This is a genomic window from Methylobacterium sp. J-026, assembly GCF_022829585.1.
Lineage (GTDB): Bacteria > Pseudomonadota > Alphaproteobacteria > Rhizobiales > Beijerinckiaceae > Methylobacterium.
The window spans coordinates 1-21,166 of sequence record NZ_JAKSYC010000020.1 but is presented as its reverse complement, the minus strand read 5'-3'; the positions used below and the strand labels follow the sequence as shown (position 1 = coordinate 21,166).

Annotated in this window: 21 protein-coding genes, 1 tRNA gene and 2 pseudogenes; 14 read left to right on the top strand and 10 right to left on the bottom strand. The window is 70.3% G+C overall.

Features of this window, described 5'->3' with window-relative positions; genetic code table 11:
- The 3 genes and pseudogenes from MKK69_RS00620 to MKK69_RS00610 form a co-directional block, all read right to left on the bottom strand.
- Positions 1–87: pseudogene (locus tag MKK69_RS00620) on the bottom strand (IS5/IS1182 family transposase); the annotation flags it as partial.
- Positions 88–527: 440 nt separating this feature from the next.
- Positions 528–971, bottom strand: a pseudogene (locus MKK69_RS00615) (ImmA/IrrE family metallo-endopeptidase); the annotation flags it as partial.
- A gap of 415 nt (positions 972–1,386) precedes the next feature.
- Positions 1,387–1,476: transfer RNA gene (locus MKK69_RS00610), tRNA-Ser, on the bottom strand.
- 669 nt (positions 1,477–2,145) lie between these two features.
- Here MKK69_RS00610 and MKK69_RS00605 point away from each other — a divergent pair.
- On the top strand, positions 2,146–2,451 hold the full coding sequence (locus MKK69_RS00605; protein ID WP_243964717.1) for a hypothetical protein: 306 nt from the start codon (positions 2,146–2,148) through the stop codon (positions 2,449–2,451).
- Positions 2,452–2,644: 193 nt separating this feature from the next.
- A complete protein-coding gene (locus MKK69_RS00600) occupies positions 2,645–3,373 on the top strand; it encodes an SDR family oxidoreductase (RefSeq protein WP_243964716.1) in 729 nt (242 codons plus the stop codon).
- 41 nt (positions 3,374–3,414) lie between these two features.
- Here the strand turns inward: MKK69_RS00600 and MKK69_RS00595 are convergent, their stop codons facing one another.
- The gene (locus MKK69_RS00595) at positions 3,415–4,470 is read right to left on the bottom strand and encodes an enoyl-CoA hydratase/isomerase family protein (RefSeq protein ID WP_243964715.1); all 1,056 of its coding nucleotides are present in this window, start codon (positions 4,468–4,470) and stop codon (positions 3,415–3,417) included.
- Positions 4,471–4,747: 277 nt separating this feature from the next.
- Here MKK69_RS00595 and catC point away from each other — a divergent pair, with 277 nt between their 5' ends.
- The 4 genes from catC to MKK69_RS00575 all read left to right on the top strand — a co-directional run bounded on the left by catC (position 4,748) and on the right by MKK69_RS00575 (position 7,494).
- Positions 4,748–5,032, top strand: a complete 285-nt coding sequence (gene catC, locus MKK69_RS00590; RefSeq protein ID WP_243964714.1) for a muconolactone Delta-isomerase — start codon at positions 4,748–4,750, stop codon at positions 5,030–5,032.
- Between the two features lie 13 nt (positions 5,033–5,045).
- A complete protein-coding gene (locus MKK69_RS00585) occupies positions 5,046–5,342 on the top strand; it encodes a YciI family protein (protein WP_243964712.1) in 297 nt (98 codons plus the stop codon).
- 16 nt (positions 5,343–5,358) lie between these two features.
- Positions 5,359–6,156, top strand: a complete 798-nt coding sequence (gene pcaD, locus MKK69_RS00580) for a 3-oxoadipate enol-lactonase (RefSeq protein ID WP_243964710.1) — start codon at positions 5,359–5,361, stop codon at positions 6,154–6,156.
- Positions 6,157–6,288: 132 nt separating this feature from the next.
- Positions 6,289–7,494, top strand: coding sequence for an ABC transporter substrate-binding protein (locus MKK69_RS00575; RefSeq protein ID WP_243964709.1), 1,206 nt, complete (start codon positions 6,289–6,291; stop codon positions 7,492–7,494).
- A gap of 43 nt (positions 7,495–7,537) precedes the next feature.
- On the opposite strand, the gene MKK69_RS00570 is transcribed toward MKK69_RS00575, so the two are convergent.
- The 6 genes from MKK69_RS00570 to MKK69_RS00545 form a co-directional block, all read right to left on the bottom strand.
- A complete protein-coding gene (locus MKK69_RS00570) occupies positions 7,538–7,993 on the bottom strand; it encodes a hypothetical protein (protein WP_243964708.1) in 456 nt (151 codons plus the stop codon).
- A gap of 59 nt (positions 7,994–8,052) precedes the next feature.
- Entirely contained in the window at positions 8,053–8,622 is a 570-nt protein-coding gene (locus tag MKK69_RS00565; protein ID WP_243964707.1) for a hypothetical protein, read from the bottom strand.
- A 285-nt stretch (positions 8,623–8,907) separates the two neighbouring features.
- On the bottom strand, positions 8,908–9,114 hold the full coding sequence (locus tag MKK69_RS00560; RefSeq protein WP_243964706.1) for a hypothetical protein: 207 nt from the start codon (positions 9,112–9,114) through the stop codon (positions 8,908–8,910).
- A 257-nt stretch (positions 9,115–9,371) separates the two neighbouring features.
- Positions 9,372–10,052: an ABC transporter permease gene (locus MKK69_RS00555; RefSeq protein WP_243964719.1), complete on the bottom strand. Its 681-nt coding sequence runs from the start codon at positions 10,050–10,052 to the stop codon at positions 9,372–9,374.
- 59 nt (positions 10,053–10,111) lie between these two features.
- Positions 10,112–11,044 (bottom strand): ABC transporter ATP-binding protein, encoded by a 933-nt coding sequence (locus MKK69_RS00550; protein WP_243964718.1) that lies wholly within the window; start codon positions 11,042–11,044, stop codon positions 10,112–10,114.
- Between the two features lie 11 nt (positions 11,045–11,055).
- On the bottom strand, positions 11,056–12,264 hold the full coding sequence (locus tag MKK69_RS00545; protein WP_243964705.1) for an ABC transporter permease: 1,209 nt from the start codon (positions 12,262–12,264) through the stop codon (positions 11,056–11,058).
- A gap of 410 nt (positions 12,265–12,674) precedes the next feature.
- On the opposite strand from MKK69_RS00545, the gene plsX reads away from it, so the two are divergent.
- From plsX to MKK69_RS00505, 8 genes are all read left to right on the top strand, one after another.
- Positions 12,675–13,709, top strand: coding sequence for a phosphate acyltransferase PlsX (gene plsX / locus MKK69_RS00540; RefSeq protein ID WP_243964704.1), 1,035 nt, complete (start codon positions 12,675–12,677; stop codon positions 13,707–13,709).
- A gap of 171 nt (positions 13,710–13,880) precedes the next feature.
- Entirely contained in the window at positions 13,881–14,873 is a 993-nt protein-coding gene (locus MKK69_RS00535; protein WP_243964702.1) for a beta-ketoacyl-ACP synthase III, read from the top strand.
- 154 nt (positions 14,874–15,027) lie between these two features.
- Positions 15,028–15,354: an integration host factor subunit alpha gene (locus MKK69_RS00530; protein WP_243964700.1), complete on the top strand. Its 327-nt coding sequence runs from the start codon at positions 15,028–15,030 to the stop codon at positions 15,352–15,354.
- A gap of 287 nt (positions 15,355–15,641) precedes the next feature.
- A complete protein-coding gene (locus MKK69_RS00525) occupies positions 15,642–16,115 on the top strand; it encodes a MerR family transcriptional regulator (protein ID WP_243964699.1) in 474 nt (157 codons plus the stop codon).
- Between the two features lie 79 nt (positions 16,116–16,194).
- Positions 16,195–16,614: a hypothetical protein gene (locus tag MKK69_RS00520; protein WP_243964698.1), complete on the top strand. Its 420-nt coding sequence runs from the start codon at positions 16,195–16,197 to the stop codon at positions 16,612–16,614.
- A 214-nt stretch (positions 16,615–16,828) separates the two neighbouring features.
- Positions 16,829–17,272 (top strand): cadherin-like domain-containing protein, encoded by a 444-nt coding sequence (locus tag MKK69_RS00515; protein WP_243964697.1) that lies wholly within the window; start codon positions 16,829–16,831, stop codon positions 17,270–17,272.
- A gap of 219 nt (positions 17,273–17,491) precedes the next feature.
- Entirely contained in the window at positions 17,492–19,444 is a 1,953-nt protein-coding gene (locus tag MKK69_RS00510) for a PrkA family serine protein kinase (protein ID WP_243964696.1), read from the top strand.
- Between the two features lie 256 nt (positions 19,445–19,700).
- Positions 19,701–21,002 (top strand): YeaH/YhbH family protein, encoded by a 1,302-nt coding sequence (locus MKK69_RS00505; RefSeq protein ID WP_243964694.1) that lies wholly within the window; start codon positions 19,701–19,703, stop codon positions 21,000–21,002.
- The last annotated feature ends 164 nt before the right edge of the window (positions 21,003–21,166 follow it).

The window sequence follows — 21,166 nt, the reverse complement described above, 5'->3', positions numbered from 1 at the left end:
ACGCCCGCCCTTCGGACGCGGCCGAGGCGGCGGCAGGAGCGGCGCGATCTCATCCCAGAGATCAACGGGAAGAAGCAGTCTGGCCATGCCAAACCAACGCTGAAAACCCCGCTCGGTGCCGTTCTGTTAGGCGCTCTTAGTCTGCGCTCCTCGGCGCTCTCCTCCGGAACAGCTTCCAGACGCAGGAGGATCATCGCAAAGTTGGTCTGCTGTAGGTACACCTGCTCGTAGAGGGCCAGCGCGCGGAGGTCGCGTTTCACGTCGATCCACAGATCAGAACTGCACGCGGCGATGTCGCTCGGGATGTTCGGCCGATGTGGACTGCTGTGATAGAGCGAGCCTGTCGGGACCGGGCTGCCGACTGCGGAGATGATGTCCGGGAAGGAGAGGCTGCGGTAGCACCGCTGCACCCGGCCGTTGCCCGCCACGACGATGGCGATCCGTTCAGGATGGTATTGCACGTAGGCCCGTGCCGCCGTCTCCTTGCCGACCGCGAAGTCGCGCGCGAGCATGAGAATGTGCTGCAGATCGGGCTGGCGAAAAGCCGCCATGGCTCCCCGCAGCAGGTGCGGGGGCATCAGCATGAGAGTGGCGAAGCAGTTGGCCTCGACCTCCCTGCGCTGCCGCTGATCGCCCACCTTCGCTGTGACGCGGAGCAGGTCAGAGCTCCTGCACATGAACCGGCCGGGCTGATCCGGGACGTGGTGCGCCAACAGGAAGTGGCCGAGTTCAAGCGCGATGGTGAAGCGGCGACGCGGTTCGCCCCCGCGCTTGGCTAGGATAGTGCCTTCGGACCGCTTCGCGTCCGTAACGAGGCCACCCTCGAACTCGTCGGTATTGAGGTCCCCGATCCTGCTGATGCCGAGGTGCGCACACAGTTCCTGGATCGGCACGGGCACTGGAAGATTCGGCTCGGCCTGTAGGATGCGTTTGACGAGCGCCTCCGACGAGCCTGCGTCTACGAGGTCCATCCTGCTGACCGACATCCGCGCAGCCCCATCCCGTCCCTGAGTCGATCTATCGAGCTGCCCCACACCCGCGACCTCAGGAAGGGACTATAGGGAGTTAGTAGGGGTGGTAGCTCGATTGCGCCATTGCGAGCAGAGACCGTGCTGATGTGGCACTGCGGTCCATAAGATCCCGACGACGTCGGTGAAGCCGGAAACGTAGCGGCGCTCGACACGTTGGCGTCGCGGCGAACACTCGGTTGGGCGGCTTATTTCAAACGAGTGAGGCGGCATCACTGAGGCCGGCTGCTAAGGCACCTGTCCGAAATGATCCGACGGCGTGCCCTTTGAGCCGATTGAAAATGTGGGCTATTTTGTGGGGCTAGTCCGTTACCTGAGGCCGAAAGCCCTTTTTGAGCAGCCAGTTAACGAAATTAAGTGGCGGAGAGGGGGGGATTCGAACCCCCGATGCCCTTGCAGGCATGCCGCATTTCGAGTGCGGTGCATTCAACCGCTCTGCCACCTCTCCAGCCTCGATCTCGATGACGAAGTGCGTGCGGCACCGTCCTCAAAACCGTCGCTTTGGTCATACCGATAGAGCGTCGCCATAGAGATCGGCAACGGTCGCTGAGGATGACCGAGGCGGGTCATAACGGGGTTGCGATGACAGAGCAAGCGGCGAGAACCGGAACCCGGCGCGATCGCTTCAGCGTGGATAGGGGCGTCTGTGATTCCCGGTTGGTTTGCCGTCTGCGGTGCCGTCCTCGCCGTCGATCCTGCGGTGCGTCTCCGCCTTGGAGGAGCCGGGCCAGCGCCGGCGGGTGATCGATCCGCGGCCCGAAATTCTGCTGCTGTGCGCCCCATCGGGCGGCCTGGTCGATGTCGTCGAGATCCGGCTGTGGGGGCGCAGCGCCTGGAGTTCCTGCGCCGCGTCCCGGCCTGAGAGCGGACCCGTCCCGCCCACGACACCCTGAACAATGGCCGCAACGCGCCGGATGCCGACTCGGCCGGCGCTGCCTCAAGCGGTGGTCCAGCCGATACCGCGAACACCGCCGTCGACCGGAAGCACTTCCTTCGCCGGAGCGGTGCCCAAAATCGCCGCATCCCGGATCCGTCGGGCGAACCCGGCCCGGGGGCAGCCGCGTTGCCCCGCCGTGAGACCGTCCAACCCCGGTCTCCGCCCTGGGGAGGACGGAACGTGGCGTACAGCAGATGTCTTGCCGGCCTGGTTCTGGCGGTGGTCGGCGGGGCGCCGGTCACGGCCCTGGCCTGGGGCGTGCCCGGATGCACCAATCTGCCCGAGTACAATCGGGCCCTCGGGGCCCTGCAGGGGATGACGAGCGCCTGCGACATGAGCGTCGAAGAGGCCCGGCGCATCATCGCCGCCCATGACGGGCGCGCCGCGCCCCCGCCCGCCGTCGCGCCGCCGCAGGCCGCGCCCCCGGCGCGGATTCGCCGCCGGCACCCCCGAAAGCCCCGGTCCCGGCATCGCGCCGGTGCGTGATGCGCTCCGCGCGATCGGATCAAAAACCTGTCGGGACGATCGCGGCGGCGGCCGCGTGGCGGCGGCACGGCATCCGTGCCACCCTTCCGGGAGGGCCGGTCGCCGAGCGAAGAATTCTTGCCGATCGAGGACGTCGTCCAGGGCGATCGCGGCGACCGGCTCCGCACCGACGACAACCTTCTGGGGGCGGGGAATGGCAGATCTCTCGGGAAAGACGGTCCTGATCACGGCGGCGGGGCAGGGAATCGGCCGGGCGAGCGCCCTCGCCTTCGCGCGCGCCGGGGCACGGGTCCACGCCACCGACATCGACGCGGCCGCCCTCGCCGACCTCCGGGCGGACACGCTCAGCACCGCGATCCTCGACGTGCTCGACGCGGGCGCCGTCGCCGCCCTGGTGGAGCGCATCGGCCGGGTCGACGTGCTGTTCAACTGCGCCGGCGTGGTCCAGGGCGGGACCGTCCTCGAGATGCAGGAGGCCGAGCTCGACTTCGCCCTCGACCTCAACGTCAAGGCGATGGTCCGCACCATCCGGGCGGTGCTGCCCGGCATGGTGGAACGCCGCGACGGGGCCATCGTCAACATGGCCTCGGTCGCCTCCTCGGTGAAGGGCGTGCCGAACCGCTGCGCCTACGGCCTCACCAAGGCGGCGGTGATCGGGCTGACCAAGTCGGTCGCGGCCGATTACGTCGCCCACAACATCCGCTGCAACGCGATCTGTCCGGGCACGGTGGAGAGCCCGTCGCTGCAGGCGCGCATCCGGGCGCAGGGCGATTACGCGCAGACCCGCGCCGCCTTCGTCGCCCGCCAGCCGATCGGGCGGCTCGGCACGCCGGAGGAGATCGCCGACCTCGCCGTCTATCTGGCCGGGGCGACCTACACCACCGGCCAGGCCGTCGTCGCCGACGGCGGCTGGACGATCTGAGCCCCGTCACGGGACGGGCCGAATCCGGCTGGCCAGACGCCTCAGGTGAAGCTCGGCTCCGGCGCGTCCCGCGGTTCGAAGGCGGCCCGGATGGCGGCCGGGTCGACGGCGTCGAGCGTGGCGGGCTGCCAGGCCGGCCGGTTGTCCTTGTCGACAAGCACCGCGCGCACGCCCTCGAAGAAATCGTGGCCCCGCATGACGTGCGTCACCAGCCGGTACTCGGTCCGGATGGCGTCGAGGAGGGTCAGGCCGGGTCCGCGCCGCATCTGTTCGTGGGCGAGGCAGAGGCTGGTCGGCGAGCGGCTGCGGAGGATGCGCGCAGTCTCGGCGGCGAAATCCGACCCTTCCGTCGCGTCGAGCCGGGCCAGGACGGCCTCGACGCTTCCGGCGGAGAAGCAGGCCTCGATCAGGGCCGCCTCCCGGACGACCGGCCCCGGCGGCGGCGGGGGGGCGGCGTGCGCGGCCAGGATCGGCTCGACCGGGCCGCCGGCCGCCAGGGCGTCGAGGAGCGCCGGGAACGCGGCGGCGGGCGCGGCATGGGTCGCCAGCCCGAGGGCCAGGGCGTCGCCCGGGCCGATCTTGGATCCGGTCAGGGCCAGGTAGGTGCCGCTGTGACCCGCCAGCCGCGGCAGCAGATAGGTGGTGCCGACATCCGGAATGAAGCCGATGCCGACCTCCGGCATGGCGAAGGCATACGCGTCGGACGCCACCCGGTACGGGCCGTGCACCGAGATTCCGACGCCGCCGCCCATGACGATGCCGTCGATCAGGGCGACGACGGGCTTGGGATAGCGGGCCAGCGCCGCGACGAGTTCGTACTCGCCGCGCCAGATCGCGAACATCGCCTCCATCTCGCCCGCGCGGGCGGCCTCGTAGATGCGCCGGACGTCACCGCCCGCGCAGAAGGCGCGTCCGCCGCTGCCGCGCAGAACCACGCGGGTCACGCGTTCATCCGCCGCCCAGTCCCGGAGCTGCGCCTGCATCGCCCGGATCATGCCGAGCGTCAGGGCGTTCAGGGCCTTCGGCCGGTCGAGCGTGACGAGTCCGAGCGGCCCGCGCGCCTCGAAGACCACTTCGTCTGTCGAATGTCCCGTCATCGTCGGCCGCATCCACCCGGTATGAACTTCGCCCCACCGGCGTTTGAATAGGCCTGCATCCGGGGCGCCGCAACGATCGGCGGCTCGGCCCCGCCCCCTCCGCCGACGTGGCCCCGGTGCGGGCCGCGGGGTATCAGGGGCTACAGAATCGGCAGGATGGTTCCGGTCCGCCCGCCGCGACCGTTGCGGCCCGGCCCCGTCTCTGCTCCTCACCGGTGACCGGGGCGCCTCTCAGGGCTGATGCGGACTGACATCCGGTCGGCGAAGGACGGACGACATGCTCTATCTGGTCCACATGCAGGTCAACATTCCCGACACCCTGCCGAAGGCGGAGGCCGATCGCCTGAAGGCCGACGAGAAGGCCTACGCCCAGAAACTGCAGCAGGCGGGGACGTGGCGGCACCTGTGGCGCGTCGCCGGCCAGTACGCCAATTACAGCGTCTTCGACGTCGCCGGCAACGACGCGCTCCACGAGACCCTGACGGCGCTGCCGCTCTACCCGTACATGTCGATCCAGGTCACGCCGCTGGCGCAGCATCCCTCCGCCATCGCCGCCAACTGAGAGGTCGCGGATCATGCCCTACATCATCGAGACCTTCGACAAGGCCGGCAGCCTGGAGGTCCGCAAGGCGCATCGCGCCGCGCATCTCGCCTATCTCGACCGGATCAAGGACCGTCTCCTCGCCTGCGGCGCGAAGCTGAACGACGACGGCAGCGACGCGGGCGGCGGCCTGTACGTCGTCGATGTCGAGACCCGCGCCGAGGCCGAGGCGCTGATCCAGGCGGATCCCTTCCACGCGGTCGGCCTGTTCGCGCGCGTCGAGATCCGGCGCTGGCGCAAGGCCTATCTCGACGGCCGAAGCTATCTCTGAAGGGGAGGGCACGCAGATGGCTTTCGCTGACCTCGGCGGCGTCCGGTTGCACTACCGGACCGATGGCGACCCCGCCAAACCCGCGCTCCTGCTGTCCAACTCGCTCGGCGCGGCGCTGGATATGTGGGCACCGCAGGTCGAACCCTTCGCGGACCGGTTCCACCTGATCCGCTACGACACGCGCGGCCACGGCGCCTCGGATGTCCCGCCGGGACCCTACACGATCGCCGAGCTCGGCCGGGACGCCCTCGGCCTCCTGGATCACCTCGGCATCGGCAGCGCCGATTTCGCCGGCGTGTCGATGGGCGGCCTGACCGGGCAGTGGATCGCCCTGAACCATCCGGAGCGGTTGCGGCGCCTCGCCCTGTGCAACACGGCCGCCTATATCGGCCCCCCGGAGACCTGGACCGGGCGCGTCGAGAAGGTCCGGGCGGACGGCGTCGGCAGCATCGCCGAGACCGTGGTGTCGCGCTGGCTCACGCCGGATTACGCGGCCGCCCGGCCCGAACTGGCGGCGGCCCTGCGCAGGACGCTCGCGTCCACGGCGGCGGAGGGCTACGCGGCCGCCTGCCTGGCGGTGCGCGATGCCGATTTCCGCGCGCAGCTCGCGCAGATCCGCGTGCCGACGCTGGTGATCGCCGGAACGCACGACGCCTCGACGCCCCCGGCGCAGGGCCGCTTCCTGGCGGACCACATCGTCGGTGCGCAGTATCTCGAACTGAGCGGCGCGCATCTGACGAACCTCGAAGATGTGCAGCGCTTCAACGGAGCGCTGCTCGCGTTCTTCGGCGCCGGGGCCGGGGGCGGCCCGTAGCCGCCGGCGGCGCGCGGCATCGCGATCCGACAAGACGATCAACACACGGGGGGGATCTCTATGGCTGATGGGACCTGGGCGCGGTCACGGCGGAGGCCGGCTCGGCACCGGAGCGCGCGTCGCGGGAGGGGCATGGCCGTGGTTGCGGCGGCGTTCGGCGCGGTCGCCCTCGCGGTCACGCCGGCCGCCGCGCAATATGCCGACGGCGGCATCAAGATCGGCGTCCTGACCGACATGTCGGGCGGCTATTCGGACCTCGCCGGCCGGGGATCGGTGACGGCGGCGCAGCTCGCCGTGGAGGATTTCGGCCGTCCGATCAACGGCCGCAAGGTCGAGCTGATCTTCGCCGACCACCAGAACAAGGCCGATATCGCCTCCGCGATCGCGCGGCGCTGGTTCGACACCGAGGGGGTCGACGCGATCTTCGACACCAACTCCTCGGTGGCGGGGCTCGCCGTGCGGGAGGTCGCCCGCGCCAAGGGCAAGATCGACATCAATTCCGGCGCCGGCTCCATGGCGCTGACCAACGCCGCCTGCTCGCCGACCGGCGCCCACTGGACCTGGGATACCTATGCCCTCGCCGCCGGCACCGCCACGGCCCTGGCGGACGATCCCAAGAACACGTGGTTCTTCATCACCGCCGACTACACCTTCGGGCACGATCTGGAGGCCCAGGTCACCCGGGTGGTGACGGCGAAGGGCGGCCGGGTGCTCGGCTCGGTCAAGCATCCGTTCCCCACCGCCGATTTCTCCTCCTACCTGCTGCAGGCGCAGGGGTCGGGCGCCAAGATCATCGGCATGGCCAATGCCGGGGCCGACACGATCAACACCATCAAGCAGGCGAGCGAGTTCGGGATCCCGCAGGGCGGCCAGACGCTGGGCGGGCTCAACATCTTCCTGACCGACATCCACTCCGTCGGGCTCCAGGCCGCCCAGGGCATGATCCTGACGACGGGCTTCTACTGGGACATGGACGAGCAGACGCGGGCCTTCGCCCGGCGCTTCGCCGCGCGGATGGACGGCCGGATGCCGACCATGGTGCAGGCCGGCGATTATTCGGCGGTGCTCCACTTCCTCAAGGCGGCCGAAGCCGCCGGGACGGATGACGGCCTGCGGGTCATGGCCAAGATGCGCGACTTGCCGATCCAGGACTTCTTCGCGCGCAACGCCACGCTGCGCCCGGACGGTCGCATGGTCCACGACATGTACCTCGCGCAGGTGAAGGCGCCCGCGGATTCGCACGGACCGTGGGACTTCTACACGATCCTGAAGACCATTCCGGGCGCGCAGGCGTTCCAGCCCCTGTCGGAGAGCACGTGCAAGCTGGTGAAACAGTGACGCCGCACGCGAACCGAGGCCGCGCGCTTTCGGGACCAAGGGTCTAGGGCTCTTCGGTGGGCGCCCCGGCCACGCCGCCGCGGGTGTGCGCCCAGTCCCGGTCGCGCTCGGCCTGCCGGGCGCGCTGCTCCGCCGTGTAGGCGTCCTGCTCCGCGCGGGTCTGCCGCCGTCGGCGCTCCGCGGCGGTGGAGGCCCGCCGACGCCAGGCCTCGGTCTCCGCCTTCTGCCGCAGCAACTCCGCGACGGTGATCGGCCTCACCGGCTCCCGGGGCTGGGCCCAGGAATAGGGGCGCCGGGGCGGCGGCGACCCGGTGGGCCGGGCCGCCTGCGGACGCGGCGCCGCGCGGGTCGCCTCGGCCAGCGTCAGGCCGGCACCGGCGGCGATACGCGCCGCCGCCGCCCGGGCCGCCGCGCGCTCGCCGTCCGTGGCGCCCTGCGCGGCGAGCGCCAGGCACTTCTCGAACCGGTCGCGATCGGCGGGCGTCATGGAGGCCGTCATGACCGGTGTCATACCGCCAAGTCGGGCCGCCTGTCCCGCCGATCCGGAGCCCGGCCCGGTCAATCCGGCTTGGCGCTCGCGACCGTGTCGGTGAGGCTGTAGCTGCCGCGCTTCTCGCCGACGACCTGAGTGGCGCCGTCGACGGGGGAGTTCAGCCGCCGGGAGCGGATCGTCATCGTGCCGGTCAGGCCCGCGAACTTGCCGGTACCGCCGATCCACGCGCCCGTCCCCTCGCTCACGGCCGCCATGGATTGCACCGGATAGTCCCACTTCTCGTAGACGTGGTCCCCGTCGGCATCGACGTAGTCGCAGTAGCCGTGATTCTCGAAGGTCTTCGCGCCGCTGTCGACCAGCGGGCTCGAAGAGCAGCGCCCGGCCATGTTGTGCAGGAGCCCACTGCCCGCCTCGTTGACGGCGGTCATCGTGAGGATCATGGCCGAGGCCGACCGGTTGTTGCCGATCGACACAGGTTTCGGCACGGCCGGGTTGATCGCCGTATAGGTGATCCGGAATTCGCCCTGACGCGCCATGTCTTCGGCCCCTGCCGTGACCGGGACGAGCAGCAGGAAACCGAATGCCGCGGCCGCACATCGTGCCGATGATGTGATGAGGCTCCGTTCAAACGTCATGGCGATCTCCCAGTTCGGCGCGTTCAAGATTGTTCGTTCGCGATATCGCTGCCGATTTCGCACCGTTCGAATCGGCATCGCCGGTCGATTATTGAATCCGTTGTAAGAAATATTCAACACAAATTGATATGTGCTGCGGAAACATGCGCGGTCGTCGGGATCGGCAGCGGATCGATTTGCGTCAGGTGGTGGAACGCTCGGTAACGTTGCGCTTCTACGTCCGGGCCGGGCTGCGATCGCGTGGCATTCTTCCGAAGTGTCCCGCGTCGGAGGATCGTCCTCCGGTCAGAGCCCCTCGCTGGAGGGTCCGCCGGTCCGCGCGCCCTTGCCGTCCTGCACCCCGCCCGGCATGACGAGGTTGCGCCTCAGAAGGGCCTTGGAATGGCGTGCGGCGCTGCCGACGTCGTCCGGCAGGCGCGAACAGGAGGCGTCGTAGGCCGCGCGCAGCTGGGCGAGCTGGCGCATGCGCGTCTCGGGATCGCTGGAGCCCACGGCGCATCCTTCCGGCGGGCCTTGGTCTGCGGTGCGCCCCCGCACACGAGCCCTGGACCCTCCCGAACCGGGGCGTTGGAAAACCGTGTCTGAACGGTCCCGACGACCTTTCGCGCCGGAACGCCTGGACATGCGCCGCAGTCACCCCGACCGCGGGGTCAAGGATGCGCGTGCCGTTCTGGTCGGCAGCAACCATCAGACAGGGGGTTCCACGCCCCAGGGCCGCGCGTACGGCCCCGCCGGATTTCTCGTCGCTTCTAGGAACGAAATCCAGCCCGTCGTGCCGCTGCCCGTTCCAGGGCGCGGAAGGCCGCGTCGGTCAGGATCGCCAGCGCCGAGACCACGAGGCCGCCCTGCAGGACGTAGGCGGTGTTGCCGGTGAGCAGGCCCGAGACGATCACCTCGCCCAGGGTGCTGGCCGCCACCGTGGAGCCGATGGTCGCCGTGGCGAGGCCGATGACGGCGGCCAGCCGGATCCCGGAGAGAATCATCGGCAGGGCGAGCGGCAGCTCCACCTGCACGAGCCGCTGGCGGTCGGTCAGCCCCATGCCCCGGGCGGCCTCCATCAGGGCCGGGTCGAGCCCGGCGAGGCCGGTGAGCGCGGTCTCGAAGATCGGCAGCAGCCCGTACAGGACGAGGGCGATCAGGGTCGGGACCGTGCCGAAGCCGAAGACCGGCACCGCCAGCGCCAGCACTGCCACGGGCGGGAAGGTCTGGCCGAGATTGGCCACCGCGCGGGCGAAGGGCAGGACCTCGCGCCCGGCCGGGCGGGTCGCCAGGACGGCGCAGCTCACGGCCAGCACGCTCGCCGCCAATGTCGCGGCAGCGACCAGCAGCAGGTGGTCGACGGCGAGCGTCAGGAGCGGGGTCTGCGCGTAGATCGGCGCCGTGCCGCCGGGCGCGAACGGGCGGAACAGCCCCGCGAAGCGCTCCGGCATCACCAGGAACGCGCCCAGCAGGGCGAGGAGCGCGAATTTCGCTACCTGGGAGGCCCGGTTCACGGGCTGCCGCCCTGCGCTTCGAGGGCGGCGCGCGTCACCCGGCCCAGGAGCACGCCGTCGCGGCTGACCGGGAGGGCCGGGCGCCGCGACCAGAGGCTCTCGGCCAGGGCCGCGCGCACCGAGGTCCCGGCCGGGATCGGCTCGCCCGGCGCCGGGCCGGGCTCGACGAGGTCGTCGACGACGCGCAGGGCCATGAGCTGGAAGGCCCGGTCGCCGACGCCGAGGAGGCTGCGCACGAAATCCGACGCCGGCGCGCCGATCAGCGCCGCCGGGGCGTCCTCCTGGACGAGCCGGCCCCGGTCCAACACGGCGATCCGGTCGGCGAGGCGCAGGGCCTCGTCCATGTCGTGGGTCACCAGCACGATGGTGGTGCCGTAGCGCTTCTGGATCGCCAGCAGATCCGCCTGGGCCCGGCCCCGGATGATCGGATCGAGGGCGCCGAACGGCTCGTCCATGAGCAGGACCGGCGGCTCGGCGGCCAACGCCCGGGCAACCCCGATCCGCTGCTGCTCGCCGCCCGAGAGGGCCGCCGGCAGCCGGTTCCGGTAGGCGACCGGATCGAGGTCGAACAGGCTCAGCAGCGCGTCGACCCGGGCGTCGATCCGGCGGCGGTCCCAGCCGAGGAGCCGCGGCACGACCCCGATATTCTCCGCCACGCTCCGGTGGGGGAACAGGCCGTGCCCCTGGATGGCGTAGCCGATGCCGCGGCGCAGGACATGCGGCGGGGCGTCCCGGATGTCCCGGCCGGCGATCCGGATCGTGCCGGTGCTCGGCTCGATCAGCCGGTTGATCATCCGCAGCAGGGTCGTCTTGCCGGACCCCGACGTGCCCACCATCGCCAGGATCGTGCCGGCCGCGACCTGCAGGCTGACCTCCGCCACGACCGCGCGCCCGCCGTAGACGCGGCCGACCCCGGCGAGCGCGATCATCGGATCCGGCCTCACGGCGTCCGCTCCGCCCCGGCCCCGGGCCCGCGGCTGAGTTCGATGACGGCGTCGAGCAGCACGGCGGCGGCGCTGGCCAGGGCGACGGTCGGGAGCGCCCCGAGCAGGACGAGATCGCCCGCGGTCTGGCTGATGCCCTGGAAGACGAACACCCCGAGGCCGCCGCCGCCCACGAGGCCGGCGATCACCGCCAGCCCGATATTCTGGACGAGGACGATGCGGATCCCGGTGAGGATCGCCGGCAGCGCCAGGGGCAGCTCCACTTGCGCGAGGCGCTGTCGCCCGGTCATGCCGACGCCCCGGGCGGCGTCGCGCACCGGCCCGGGCACGGCGTCGAGCCCCGCGACGGTCGCGGCCGCCACCGGCAGGAGCGCGTAGGCGAACAGGGCCAGGAAGGCCGGCGCCGCGCCGATCCCCGCGATCCCGAGGCCCGCCGCCCCGGGGATGGTCCGGCCGATCCAGGCAAGCGGCGCGATCAGCATCCCGAACAGCGCCATGGACGGGATGGTCTGTACGACGTTGAGGACCCCGAGCAGCGCCCCGCGCAGGGCCGGGATCGGGCGCGCCAGGAGGGCGGCCGGGATCCCCAGGGCGGCGGCGGCGGCCACCGACGACAGGGCGAGGCCGAGATGGGTCCGGACCTCCCGGCCGAAGGTGTCGGCGCGGCCGGCATATTCCCGCAGGAGCGAGAGGTTGTCCCAGAACCCGGAGCGCAGGGCGAGGCCCCCCAGGACGAGGATCGCCGCGAGCGCCGCGACCCGCATCGCGGGGCCCGGCCGCAGGCGCGCCAGCCCGTCGCCGGTGGCGAGGCCGGCGGCCACGAAGGCCAGCCACCAGCCCGCATCCGGCGAGACCCGGCTGTAGCGATCGCCGGGCGGCGTCAGGTGGTCGGCCGCCCAGCCGGCCGCGAGGCCCAGGAGCAGGAGCGCGGCAGCCGCCGCGGCCAGCCGCAGGGGCGGCGGGATCCGCAGGGCCAGCAGCGTCGCGGCGAGTCCGAGAACGACCAGGAGGGCGAGCGCCGCGCCGGCCGGCAGGGCCGACCAGGCCATGAGGGACGTGCCCGCGGCGATCCTGTTCGGCCGTGCGATCATCAGGGGCAGCGCGAGGAGGCTCGGCCCGATCAGGAGGGCGAGGATCGCGCCCAGCGGGTCAAGGCCGGGGCGGATCGGGCCGCGGCGCTGCCAGGTCGCAGAGGATTCACCCATGCCGAGGTCCCGGGCGCGACCGCAGGAGCGGGGCCGCGCGTGGCACGGACTTAGTGCCCGGCGGCGCCGTTGCGAACCGCCCCCGCCGGCGGGCGCGGCGGTCACTGGCTCCGGCCCGGGCTTGCGGTTTCACCCTTCAGATGTGTGTTCATCATCCCGTCGACGGGCACGGCGGTCCAGTGCCGCCACGCGCCCTCCTGGCCTCCCCGCAGGGCGGAGGACACCCGGGGATGCGATCGACCGTCGGAAAGCCCGGCTCGAAACCGGCGCTGCGGCGTCGCCGGGCGGAGAACGGAACCGCCCGGCGCCCGATTTCATTTGCCCGCCGGGCCGGTATCGCTATGGTCCGCCGCGCCCGGCGGGGCCCGTCCCGCCGGATCCCCCGCCGAGACCCGCGACCCGCTACCGACATGTCCCAACGCGTGTGCATCTCGCTCGACGCCATGGGCGGCGACCACGGGCCCTCCACGGTCGTGCCGGGCGCCGCCCTCGCCCGAGAGCGCCATCCCGACACCACCTTCCTGCTGTTCGGCGACGAGGCGGTGATCGCCCCGCTGGTTGCCAAGGAGCCCCGGCTCAAGGATTGCGTGGAGATCCGCCACACGACCGTGGCGGTGGCCATGGACGACAAGCCCAGCCAGGCGGTGCGCCAGGGCCGGGGCAAGTCGTCCATGTGGCAGGCGATCCAGGCGGTGCGCGACGGGCAGGCCCAGGCCTGCGTGTCGGCCGGCAACACCGGCGCCCTGATGGCGATGTCCAAGATCTGCCTGAAGACCATGTCGGGCATCGAGCGGCCGGCCATCGCCTGCCTGTGGCCGACCGTGCGCGGCGAGAGCGTCGTGCTCGATGTCGGCGCCACCATCGGCACCGATGCCGAGCACCTCGTGGAGATGGCCGTGATGGGCTCGGCCATGGCCCGCATCGTGTTCGACCTCGACCGGCCGACCGTCGGCCTGCTCAACGTCGGCACCGAGGAGATGAAGGGCAACGAGGCGGTCAAGGAGGCGGCCCGGCTGCTGCGCGAGATGGAGAACCCGGGGCTCGCCTATCACGGCTTCGTCGAGGGCACGGATCTCGGGCGCGGCACCGTCGACGTCGTGGTGACCGAGGGTTTCACGGGAAACATCGCCCTCAAGACCGCCGAGGGCACCGCCAAGCAGATCGGCACCTATCTCCGGGCCGCCATGACCCGGACGCTCGCGGCCAAGATCGGCGCCCTGTTCGCCCGGCAGGCCTTCCGGGCGCTCCGGGACAAGATGAATCCGAGCCGCGCCAATGGCGGCGTGTTCCTCGGCCTGGAGGGCATCGTCATCAAGAGCCACGGCTCGGAGAACGCGCAGGGCTTTGCCGCGGCGGTCGACCTGGCGCACGACATGGCCCGCCACGACATGATCCGCACGATCCGCGAGATGCTCGACCAGACGGCGGCCCTGGCGCCGGCCTGACCGTCCGGAGAAGATACGGTGTGCGGGCCCGCACACCGCTCTATGGCGTTCACGCGAAGACGGGACGGCGCTCCTCCCTGTCCGTGAGGGGGTGGCGATTCGAACAGCATGGTCAAGGCGTTGACGGTCAGCGGGGATGTCCGAGGTCCCCGCCGCCCGGGAAGGAAAGCGATGTCAGCCCTCCGCATAGAGTCTCCGCAGGCGCTGCGTTCGGTGGTGGTCGGGACCGGATCGAGCCTGCCCGCGCAGGTGGTGACCAACGCAGCCCTGTCCGAGCGGGTCGACACATCGGATGACTGGATCGTCCAGCGCACGGGCATCCGCCAGCGCCACATCGCCGATGCGAGCGAGACCACCTCGGTCCTCGGGGCGCGGGCGGCCGCTTCTGCCCTCGCCGATGCCGGCTTGACGGCGGAGGACATCGACCTGGTGATCTGCGCGACCTCGACGCCGGATCACACCTTCCCGGCCACCGCCACCCAGATCCAGGCGGCGCTCGGCATCCACCAGGGCGCGGCCTTCGATCTGCAGGCGGTCTGCGCGGGCTTCGTGTTCGCGGTCGCCACCGCCGACAAGTTCCTGACCACCGGGGCGGCCCGCCGGGCGCTGGTGATCGGGGCCGAGACCTTCTCGCGGATCCTCGACTGGGAGGACCGCACCACCTGCGTGCTGTTCGGCGACGGCGCCGGGGCGGTGGTGCTCGAGGCTCAGGCGGATGCGGCGGGCCGCGGCGTCCTCAGCACCAGCCTGCGCTCGGACGGGCGGCACCGCGAAAAGCTCTACGTCGACGGCGGCCCGGGCTCGACCGGTACAACCGGCCACCTGCGGATGGCCGGCCGGGACGTGTTCCGGTTCGCCGTCGGGCAGGTCACCGACGTGATCGTCGAGGCCTTCACGCAGGCCGGCTTCACGGCGGCCGATCTCGACTGGTTCGTACCTCACCAGGCCAACCGCCGGATCATCGAGGCCTCGGCCGACAAGCTCGGGATCGCCCGGGAGAAGATCGTGCTGACGGTCGACCGCCACGGCAACACCTCGGCCGCCTCGATCCCCCTCGCCCTCGACGTGGCCCGGCGGGACGGCCGCATCCGAGCGGGCGATCTGGTGATGATCGAAGCTATCGGCGGCGGCTTCAGTTGGGGGGCGGCGCTGATCCGCTGGTGACACGCCTGAAACAAATCGGCGTCCCCGCGCGGTTGACCGGGGGCGGAGCGCCGATTAGCGTGCCGGATCATAGGGATACGCCTTCACTGTTCGGCGCGGCATCGATCGCCGCGCCCGACGCCATGGGGCGAGCGATGCGGGCGAGGGGACACGTATGGCAGGCAAGACGGTGACGCGCGCCGACTTGAGCGAGGCCGTCTACCATCAGGTGGGCCTGTCACGAACCGAATCGTCCGCCCTGGTCGAGACCGTGCTGTCGGAGATCTGCGCCTGTCTGGCGAGCGGCGAGACGGTGAAGCTGTCCTCGTTCGGCTCGTTCGTGGTGCGCAGCAAGGGCAAGCGCGTCGGCCGCAATCCGAAGACCGGCGTCGAGGTGGCGATCGAGCCGCGTCAGGTGATGGTGTTCAAGCCCTCGAACGTGCTGAAGGCCAAGATCAACGGCCTCAACGGCGCGAACGGCCACGACGACGACGATGAGTGAGCCGGGCCCCGCGGCTCGATGACGGGCCGCCACAACGGTGACGCGGTTGTCTCCCCGCGTGCGGGACTGCCCTGTCCGCACATCGCTTCCAGATGACGGCAATGGCCGGACACCGTCCTGCATCTCCTTCCCCCGTAGAGGCGGAGGGAGGGCGCGTGGCAGCACTGCGGCGAGGACCGGTGCCGGCGGCGCCAGGGCGGCAAACAATATTCTCTTCGCCCCCCGGTAAGGCTTGAGCCCGGCCCCGCGGACCGGCAAGATCGACGCCCGCGCCGCATCAGACCGCCATGCCCCCAGCCCTCGCCGCCGAACAGACCGCCGAGACCGGCGAGAAGAGCGCCCACGCGTTCCGCACGATCAGCGAGGTCGCGGAGGAACTCGACGTGCCCCAGCACGTCCTGCGCTTCTGGGAGACCCGATTCGGTCAGATCCGGCCCGTGAAGCGGGCGGGCGGACGGCGCTATTACCGGCCCCAGGATATCGAGCTCGTCGCCGGCATCCGCCAGCTCCTGTATGTGCAGCGCTACACGATCGCGGGGGCGCAGCGGGTGCTCAAGGAGAACGGCGTCCGCTTCGTCCAGGCCGTCGGCCGCGGCGAGGCGGTGGCGGCCGAGCCCCTGGTCCAGGAGGCCGAGGCGGCGGCCCCCGACGGCACGCTCGCGGCCTCGGATCGCGCGGCGCTGGCGGAGGCGCTCCGGGAGCTGCGCGCCTGCCGCACCCTGCTCGACGACCTGCGCGCGCTGCCCGACACGGAGGCGTAAGACCCCCGGCCCGGCGGCGCGGCAGCGCTCTTGCAACTGCGCGGCGAACTTTCCGGCAGGAACTCGCGTTGTCGCCCGCATGCCCGCGTCCAAATCCAAGCTGTCGCCCAGCCAGGAACTGATGGCCCGCATCATGCGGATCGTCCGAACCTGCCCGGAGGCGGCCTCCGAAGTGCTGGAACTGATGTTCCTGGTCAGTCAGATCGAGGCGGCCACTACGGTCGACCGGGAGTACCGCGACGCGCGGCGGGTGATCAGCCGCCTGCGCAACCCCCTCTGGGAGATGGGCCCCAGCGACCGGGATAAGCTGCTCGCGGCTGCCGAGACGATCCGCCGGGTCTGCCGCCTCGACGAGCAGGACATCCCCCCGACGCCGATCGCCGAGGCCGGGGAGCGCGCCCGGGTCGAGGCGCGGCTCGCCGCCGCCCTGGCGGGGGAGTTCGATGCCGCGCAGATCGCCCGGGTCACCGGCGTCGTGGCGGCGGTGCTCCAGGATTAGAGCGCGCGCCGCCGAACCGGACGCCGGTTCAGCGCGAAGATTCGAGGGCTTGGGGCCGCTCGCGATCGCCGCGCGATCGGGAAAGGCGCCCCGGCAGTACCGGCTGCCCTCGACGCCCGTCCCGGGCGTCCCCACATGGTCCTCGACCGATGGACGGGGCACCCGGAGCTGGGTCCGGAGATCGCGCCCGCTTCGGCACCGGAGAGACGCTGTCATGATCGCCCTTCGTCCGCTCGCCGCGCTGCTCGCCGGAAGCCTCGCCTTCGCCGGGCCGGCGCTGGCCCAGTCCCCGGCGAGCCGATCCAAGACCGTCGCCCCCGGCAAGACGGTGCGGCTGGAGATCGCCCCCAACCTCAAGAAGGACTGTTCTCCTGGACCGATGCCCGAGTTCAAGGTCTCCGGGCCGCCGAAGAACGGCTCGGTGATCACCAGGGTCGGCAAGCTGAAAACGCCGGCGAGCTATCGCTGCCCCAACAAGGAGGCCGCCGTCCAGGCGCTGTTCTATCAGCCCAACACCGGTTTCACCGGATCCGACGAGGTGACTTTCGAAGTGAAGGGCGCTGACGGGCAAGTCCAGACGCAGACCGTCAAAATCACGGTCGGCGCAGCCGGGGCCAAGTCGGGTGACGATGCCAAGAAAGAGGGCACCGATCTGTGAGTCGCGGCACAGATCCGCGACGCCTGCGCAGTTTTGCGGCCCTCGACAGGCGTCCTGAGACGGCACAGAGTCTCGGCTCCGCGGCCTTCAGGTGCCGGAGGTGTTGCAAGCAATCGACATGCCGGGCGCCTTGCTCGCCGCACTGCGACAAAAGCGGGCCTGTCGGTTGCATCCGAGCCGATACAGGATGAAGCTGTCACGGTCTGAGAGGGTTATCGAATGCCGATGCATGCGACGAACGACCTTTTCCAGAGCTTCGCCCGAGGGTACGAGGCCCGCCGCGACACGGAGATGACGCTCTCCGAGTACCTCGAAGCCTGTCGCGACGAACCGCTGATGTATGCCTCGGCCGCCGAGCGCATCCTGGCGGCGATCGGCGAGCCCGAATTCGTGGACACCTCCAAGGATTCGCGCCTCGGCCGGATCTTCATGAACCGAACGATCCGGACCTACCCGGCCTTCCGCGAGTTCTACGGGATGGAGGAGACGATCGAGCGGATCGTCTCGTTCTTCCGCCACGCCGCGCAGGGGCTGGAGGAGCGCAAGCAGATCCTCTACCTGCTCGGACCGGTCGGCGGCGGCAAGTCGTCGCTCGCTGAGCGGCTGAAGCTGCTGATGGAGGTCCACCCGGTCTACGTGCTCAAGGCCGGGGACGAGGTCTCGCCGGTCTTCGAGAGCCCGCTGGGACTGTTCGACCCCGAGACCATGGGCGAGGAGATCCAGCGCCGCTACGGCGTCCCGCGCCGGCGGCTCACCGGCCTGATGAGCCCCTGGGCGCTCAAGCGCCTCGACGAGTTCAACGGCGACATCTCCCGGTTCAAGGTGATCAAGGTCCGGCCCTCGCGCCTGCGCCAGATCGCCATCGCCAAGACCGAGCCGGGGGACGAGAACAACCAGGACATCTCCTCGCTGGTCGGCAAGGTCGATATCCGCCGCCTGGAGACCCTGTCCCAGGCCGATCCCGACGCCTACTCGTATTCGGGCGGCCTGAACCGGGCGAACCAGGGCGTTCTCGAATTCGTCGAGATGTTCAAGGCGCCGATCAAGATGCTGCACCCCCTGCTCACCGCGACGCAGGAGGGCAATTACGTCGGCACCGAGAATATCGGCGCGATCCCGTTCACCGGCGTGATCCTGGCCCACTCGAACGAATCCGAGTGGCAGACCTTCAAGACCAACAAGAACAACGAGGCCTTCATCGACCGGATCTACGTGATCAAGGTCCCGTACTGCCTCCGGGTCACGGAGGAGCAGCACATCTACGAGAAGCTGATCTCCAGCTCGGAACTGTCCGACGCGGCCTGCGCGCCGGGCACGCTGGAGATGCTGGCGCGCTTCTCGGTGCTGTCGCGCCTGCGGGAACACGCCAATTCCAACGCCTTCTCGAAGATGCGGGTCTATGACGGCGAATCGCTCCGCGAGGTCGATCCCCGCGCCCGCTCGATGCAGGAGTACAAGGACACTGCCGGCGTCGACGAGGGCATGGACGGGATCTCCACCCGCTTCGCCTTCAAGGTGCTGGCGGCGACCTTCAACCACGACACCACCGAGGTCTCGGCCGATCCGGTGCACCTGATGTACGTGCTGGAGCAGTCGCTCAAGCGCGAGCAGCTACCGCCCGAGACCGAGAAGAAGTACCTGGAATTCATCAAGACCGAGCTGGCCCCGCGCTACGCGGAGTTCATCGGCCACGAGATCCAGAAGGCTTACCTCGAATCGTACCACGATTACGGACAGAACCTGTTCGACCGGTACATCGACTATGCCGACGCCTGGATCGAGGATCAGGACTTCAAGGACGCGGAGACCGGTCAGCTCATGAACCGGGAGCTCCTGAACCAGGAACTGACGAAGATCGAGAAGCCCGCCGGGATCGCCAACCCGAAGGACTTCCGCAACGAGGTCGTGAAGTTCGCCCTGCGCTCCCGGGCCCAGCATGGCGGCCGCAACCCGAGCTGGACCAGCTACGAGAAGCTGCGCGAGGTGATCGAGCGGCGGATGTTCTCCCAGGTGGAGGAGTTGCTGCCTGTGATCTCCTTCGGCTCGAAGAAGGACGGCGACACCGAGAAGAAGCACGGCGAGTTCGTCGACCGCATGGTGGCGCGCGGCTACACCGAGCGGCAGGTCCGCCGCCTGGTGGAATGGTACATGCGGGTGAAGCAGGCCGGCTGAGGGACGAAGACTCCGCCCGGGGCCAGCCCGGGCGGACAAGTTTCGGACCCTCCGCCGCCATAGTTTCGGACGACCGGCCGGCGAGGCTCGCAAGCATGACGTGGGAAAAGGGAAAACCGCTTTTCCGAACACATCATGCGGGAGCGGCGCGTTAGACCAGACTGTGCGAAAGAGGGAAGACTCTTTCGGACGGCAGCATGGTATAACGGGAGGCTAGAACCGGCCGGACCACGCGGGACGAGGGTTTTCGCAGCGGATGCACATCGTCGACCGACGCCTGAACCCGGGGGGCAAGAGCCTCCCCAACCGGCAGCGCTTCCTGCGGCGCGTGAAGGATGTCGCCCAGCGCGCGGTGCGGGAATCCGCCCGCGAGAAGGACATCAAGGATCTCGGCAAGGACGGCCGCGTCACCGTGCCCGCGGACGGCGTGCGCGAGCCCCGCTTCTCCCGCCAGCCGGGCACCGGCCTGCAGGATCACATCCTGCCGGGCAACAAGACCTACGTGGAGGGCGACACGATCGAGCGGCCGCCGGGCGGCGGCGGTGGGCGCGGCTCCGGCGAGGGCGGGGAGGGCGGCGAGAACAGCGAGGACGCGTTCCGGTTCGTGCTCACCCGCGAGGAGTTCCTGGAACTCTTCCTGGAGGATCTGGAGCTTCCGGACCTCGCCAAGCGTCGCCTCGCGGTGGTGGACACGGAGGGGCTGCGCCGGGCCGGCTACACGGTGACCGGCTCCCCCGCCAACCTCGCGCTCACGCGTACCCTGCGCAATTCGATGTCGCGGCGCATCGCCCTCAAGCGGCCGAAGCCCGACGAGGTCGCGGCCCTGGTGGCGCGGCTCGACGCCCTGCCGGAGGGCGATCCGGAGCGGCCGGACGTGGAGGAGGCGCTGCTGAAGCTGCGCGAGCGGTCGAAGCGCATCCCCTATGTCGACCCGATCGACCTGCGCTTCCGCCGGTTCGAGCCGTATCCGCGGCCGATCGCGCAGGCCGTGATGTTCTGCCTGATGGACGTGTCCGGCTCGATGACCGAGCACATGAAGGACCTCGCCAAGCGGTTCTACATCCTGCTGCACATCTTCCTGACGCGCCGCTATCGCCACGTGGAGATCGTGTTCATCCGCCACACCGACCGGGCCACCGAGGTCGACGAGGAAACCTTCTTCGGCTCCCGCGAGACCGGCGGTACGCTGGTCTCCTCGGCACTCGTGGAGATGAAGCGCATCATCGCCGAGCGCTACGACCCCAACGACTGGAACATCTACGCCGCCCAGGCCTCGGACGGCGACAACGTCTCCTCCGACGCGCCGACCTCGACGGACCTCCTGCGGGCGCATATCCTGCCGGCTTGCCAGCACTTCGCCTATCTGGAGGTCGGCGACGAGAACGGCCCCCGCGCCGGGTTCGTGGAGCACCGCACCACCCTGTGGCGGACCTACGAGGCGATCGCCAAGGCCGGCGGACCGATCGCCATGCGCAAGGTCAACCACCGGCGGGAGATCTACCCGGTGTTCCGCGAGCTGTTCGGCCGCAAGGACGCCAAGGCCGAGGCGGAGGCGTGAGATGACCCGCGCCGCGTCTCCCTCCCCCCTCTGCGGGGGAGGGTGCCCCCCGAAGGGGGTCGGGAGAGGGGAGCCCGGCTTCCGGAAGGGGCGCAGCTCTCGTGTAGGCCAGAGCTTCGTTCTGCACCCTCGCTCCCCTCTCCCGACCCCTGCTGACGCAGGGG

Excerpts from the sequence above, each read along its gene's own strand:
- MKK69_RS00600 (WP_243964716.1), top strand. The coding sequence starts at position 2,645 with ATGGCAGATCTCTCGGGAAAGACGGTCCTGATCACGGCGGCGGGGCAG.
- MKK69_RS00595 (WP_243964715.1), bottom strand. The coding sequence starts at position 4,470 with ATGACGGGACATTCGACAGACGAAGTGGTCTTCGAGGCGCGCGGGCCG.
- catC (WP_243964714.1), top strand. The coding sequence starts at position 4,748 with ATGCTCTATCTGGTCCACATGCAGGTCAACATTCCCGACACCCTGCCG.
- MKK69_RS00585 (WP_243964712.1), top strand. The coding sequence starts at position 5,046 with ATGCCCTACATCATCGAGACCTTCGACAAGGCCGGCAGCCTGGAGGTC.
- pcaD (WP_243964710.1), top strand. The coding sequence starts at position 5,359 with ATGGCTTTCGCTGACCTCGGCGGCGTCCGGTTGCACTACCGGACCGAT.
- MKK69_RS00575 (WP_243964709.1), top strand. The coding sequence starts at position 6,289 with ATGGCCGTGGTTGCGGCGGCGTTCGGCGCGGTCGCCCTCGCGGTCACG.
- MKK69_RS00570 (WP_243964708.1), bottom strand. The coding sequence starts at position 7,993 with ATGACGGCCTCCATGACGCCCGCCGATCGCGACCGGTTCGAGAAGTGC.
- MKK69_RS00565 (WP_243964707.1), bottom strand. The coding sequence starts at position 8,622 with ATGACGTTTGAACGGAGCCTCATCACATCATCGGCACGATGTGCGGCC.
- MKK69_RS00555 (WP_243964719.1), bottom strand. The coding sequence starts at position 10,052 with ATGCCGGAGCGCTTCGCGGGGCTGTTCCGCCCGTTCGCGCCCGGCGGC.
- MKK69_RS00550 (WP_243964718.1), bottom strand. The coding sequence starts at position 11,044 with ATGATCGCGCTCGCCGGGGTCGGCCGCGTCTACGGCGGGCGCGCGGTC.
- MKK69_RS00545 (WP_243964705.1), bottom strand. The coding sequence starts at position 12,264 with ATGGGTGAATCCTCTGCGACCTGGCAGCGCCGCGGCCCGATCCGCCCC.
- plsX (WP_243964704.1), top strand. The coding sequence starts at position 12,675 with ATGTCCCAACGCGTGTGCATCTCGCTCGACGCCATGGGCGGCGACCAC.
- MKK69_RS00535 (WP_243964702.1), top strand. The coding sequence starts at position 13,881 with ATGTCAGCCCTCCGCATAGAGTCTCCGCAGGCGCTGCGTTCGGTGGTG.
- MKK69_RS00530 (WP_243964700.1), top strand. The coding sequence starts at position 15,028 with ATGGCAGGCAAGACGGTGACGCGCGCCGACTTGAGCGAGGCCGTCTAC.
- MKK69_RS00525 (WP_243964699.1), top strand. The coding sequence starts at position 15,642 with ATGCCCCCAGCCCTCGCCGCCGAACAGACCGCCGAGACCGGCGAGAAG.
- MKK69_RS00520 (WP_243964698.1), top strand. The coding sequence starts at position 16,195 with ATGCCCGCGTCCAAATCCAAGCTGTCGCCCAGCCAGGAACTGATGGCC.
- MKK69_RS00515 (WP_243964697.1), top strand. The coding sequence starts at position 16,829 with ATGATCGCCCTTCGTCCGCTCGCCGCGCTGCTCGCCGGAAGCCTCGCC.
- MKK69_RS00510 (WP_243964696.1), top strand. The coding sequence starts at position 17,492 with ATGCCGATGCATGCGACGAACGACCTTTTCCAGAGCTTCGCCCGAGGG.
- MKK69_RS00505 (WP_243964694.1), top strand. The coding sequence starts at position 19,701 with ATGCACATCGTCGACCGACGCCTGAACCCGGGGGGCAAGAGCCTCCCC.